This is a genomic window from Collimonas rhizosphaerae (assembly GCF_038896935.1).
In the GTDB taxonomy this organism is placed as follows: Bacteria; Pseudomonadota; Gammaproteobacteria; order Burkholderiales; family Burkholderiaceae_D; genus Collimonas; species Collimonas rhizosphaerae.
In genome coordinates this window covers 1-2,678 of the sequence record NZ_JBANDC010000045.1, presented here as the reverse complement: position 1 = coordinate 2,678, position 2,678 = coordinate 1, and the positions used below count along the sequence as shown (strand labels likewise).

Sequence of the window (2,678 nt, the reverse complement as noted above, 5' to 3'; positions counted from 1 at the left end):
CGGCGTTGCGCGGTGGTCAATATCTGGGTCGATCCTGCGGTGTACGCCCCGGGAACCATGGCCCAGACCATGTACAAGTAAGCTGTTTAGCCATCATGTTGCAAACCGATGCATCTGGATGACGACCGTTCATCCGGATGCATCGGCACGCAGGAGAGCCGTAATGGAAATGCATCAAGTTGTAGACATGGATCACATCGCTTCGCTGATCGCGGTGCAAAAGACATTGCCCGGGGCGCTGTTGCCTATCCTCCATGCGATCCAGGAGTCGGCCGGTTATATCCCGTCTGAAAGCGTGCCGATGATCGCGCAAGAACTCAATCTTTCGCGTGCGGAAGTGCACGGCGTGATCAGTTTCTATCATTATTTCCGCCAGCATCCGGCCGGCCGCCACGTGGTGCAGATCTGCCGCGCCGAGGCTTGCCAGGCACGCGGCTCGGCAGCGCTCGAAGCGCACGCCAAGACGGTGCTGGGCTGTGATTTCCACGGTACTGCGAAGGATGGCGAATTCAGCCTGGAAGCCGTGTACTGCCTGGGCCAGTGCGCCTGTGGCCCGGCCATCATGATCAATGACGAATTGCACGCCCGGGTCAGCCACGGCAAGCTTGACCGGCTGCTGCAAGCCAAGCGAGGTACATCATGAGCAGCATTACCGTCTATGTACCGCGCGATTCGACCGCGCTGGCCCTCGGCGCAAATGATGTCACCGCAGCAATCGTGGCCGAAGCGGCCAGGCGTGGCCAGGAAATCACGCTGGTGCGCAACGGTTCGCGCGGCATGTTCTGGCTCGAGCCGCTGGTCGAGGTGGCAACCGCTGCCGGCCGCGTCGGCTACGGACCGGTTGAGCCGGATGACGTCGCCGGCCTGTTCGATGCGGATTTCCTGGCTGGCGGCCAGCATCGCCTGGCCCTGGGGCTGGTCGATGAAATTCCCTATTTGAAGAACCAGGAACGCCTGACTTTCGCCCGTGTCGGCATTACCGACCCACTTTCGCTGGACGACTACCTGGCGCACGAAGGCTACCTGGGCCTGCAAAACGCGCTGGCCATGCAAAGCGCCGACATCGTGCAGGCGGTGCTGGACTCCGGCCTGCGCGGCCGCGGCGGCGCGGCTTTCCCGACCGGCATCAAATGGAAGACGGTGCTGGGCGCGCAGGCTGCCCAGAAATACATCGTCTGCAACGCCGACGAAGGCGACTCCGGCACTTTTTCCGACCGCATGGTGATGGAGGACGATCCCTTCGTGCTGATCGAAGGCATGACCATTGCCGGCCTGGCGGTCAATGCAGACTATGGCTACATCTACGTCCGCTCGGAATATCCGCATGCGATAGCGGTATTGAACGAAGCGATCGCCATCGCTAACGCGCGCGGTTTCCTGGGCCGGAACATCCTCGGTTTCGGCAAGGATTTCCAGCTGGAGGTACGCAAGGGCGCCGGCGCTTATGTGTGCGGCGAAGAAACCGCCTTGCTGGAGAGCCTGGAAGGCAAGCGCGGCGTGGTGCGCGCCAAGCCGCCGCTGCCCGCCATCGAGGGGCTGTTCGGCAAGCCGACCGTGATCAACAATGTGATCACGCTGGCCAGCGTACCGATAGTGCTGGCGCGCGGCGCGGCGTTCTACAAGAATTTCGGGCAAGGACGATCGATGGGCACCTTGCCGATGCAACTGGCAGGCAACATCAAATACGGCGGCCTGGTGGAGAAAGCGTTTGGCGTGACCTTGCGCGAACTGCTGTTCGACTTCGGCGGCGGCACCGAAAGCGGCCGCGCCATGCGCGCGGTGCAGGTCGGCGGCCCGCTGGGGCCGTACCTGCCGCCGTCGCTGTTCGATACGCCGCTCGACTACGAAGCTTTTGCCGCCGTCGGCGGCACGGTCGGCCATGGCGGCATGGTGGTGTTCGACGACAGCGTTGATATGGCCCAACAGGCGCGCTATTCGATGGAATTCTGCGTCACCGAGTCTTGCGGCAAATGCACCCCTTGCCGCATCGGTTCGACCCGCGGAGTGGAAGTGATCGACAAGATCATCGCCAATGCAAATCCGGAGAACCAGGGCCAGCGCCAGCAGCAGATCCACCTGCTGCGCGATTTGTGCGACACCATGGTCAACGGCTCCCTGTGCGCGATGGGCAGCATGACGCCGTTGCCGGTGCTGTCGGCCCTGAACCATTTCCCGGAAGATTTTGGCGCGCCGCCTGCGATAGCCGGCAAGGCAGCCTAAGCGTCAACCGAAGCACGAACAAGCGTCAAGCCATTGCGTCCAGGTTGTACACCCGGACGCGGCGGCAAACAGGAGAAACAGAGAATGAACCAGCTCAATGAAATAGACTACGGCACGCCGGCGCGGTTGTCGGAACGGATGATCACCCTGGAGATAGACGGCGTCAATGTCGATGTACCGGCGGGCACATCGGTGATGCGCGCTGCCATGGATGCCGGTATCAGCGTGCCCAAGCTGTGCGCGACCGACAGCCTGGAACCGTTCGGTTCCTGCCGCCTGTGCCTGGTCGAAATAGAAGGGCGCAGAGGTTATCCGGCGTCTTGCACCACGCCATGCGAGCCAGGCATGAAGGTCAAGACGCAGACATCCAAGCTGGCCGACATCCGGCGCGGCGTGATGGAACTGTACATCTCCGACCATCCGCTCGATTGCCTGACTTGCCCCACCAACGGCAATTG

At 62.2% G+C, this 2,678-nt stretch carries 3 protein-coding genes; all 3 read left to right on the top strand.

The genetic code is table 11. The features are described from left to right. Positions 1-163 precede the first annotated feature (163 nt). Positions 164-643, top strand: a complete 480-nt coding sequence (locus V8G57_RS26205) for a formate dehydrogenase subunit gamma (protein WP_342831973.1) — start codon at positions 164-166, stop codon at positions 641-643. Continuing rightward, positions 640-2,220 carry a formate dehydrogenase beta subunit gene (locus V8G57_RS26200; protein ID WP_342831971.1) on the top strand — a complete coding sequence of 527 codons (1,581 nt, stop codon included), beginning with the start codon at positions 640-642 and terminating at the stop codon, positions 2,218-2,220. Before V8G57_RS26205 ends, V8G57_RS26200 begins: the two co-directional genes overlap by 4 nt. Positions 2,221-2,304: 84 nt before the next feature. Further along, a partial coding sequence (locus V8G57_RS26195) for a 2Fe-2S iron-sulfur cluster-binding protein (protein WP_342831969.1) occupies positions 2,305-2,678 on the top strand: 374 nt, incomplete at its 3' end.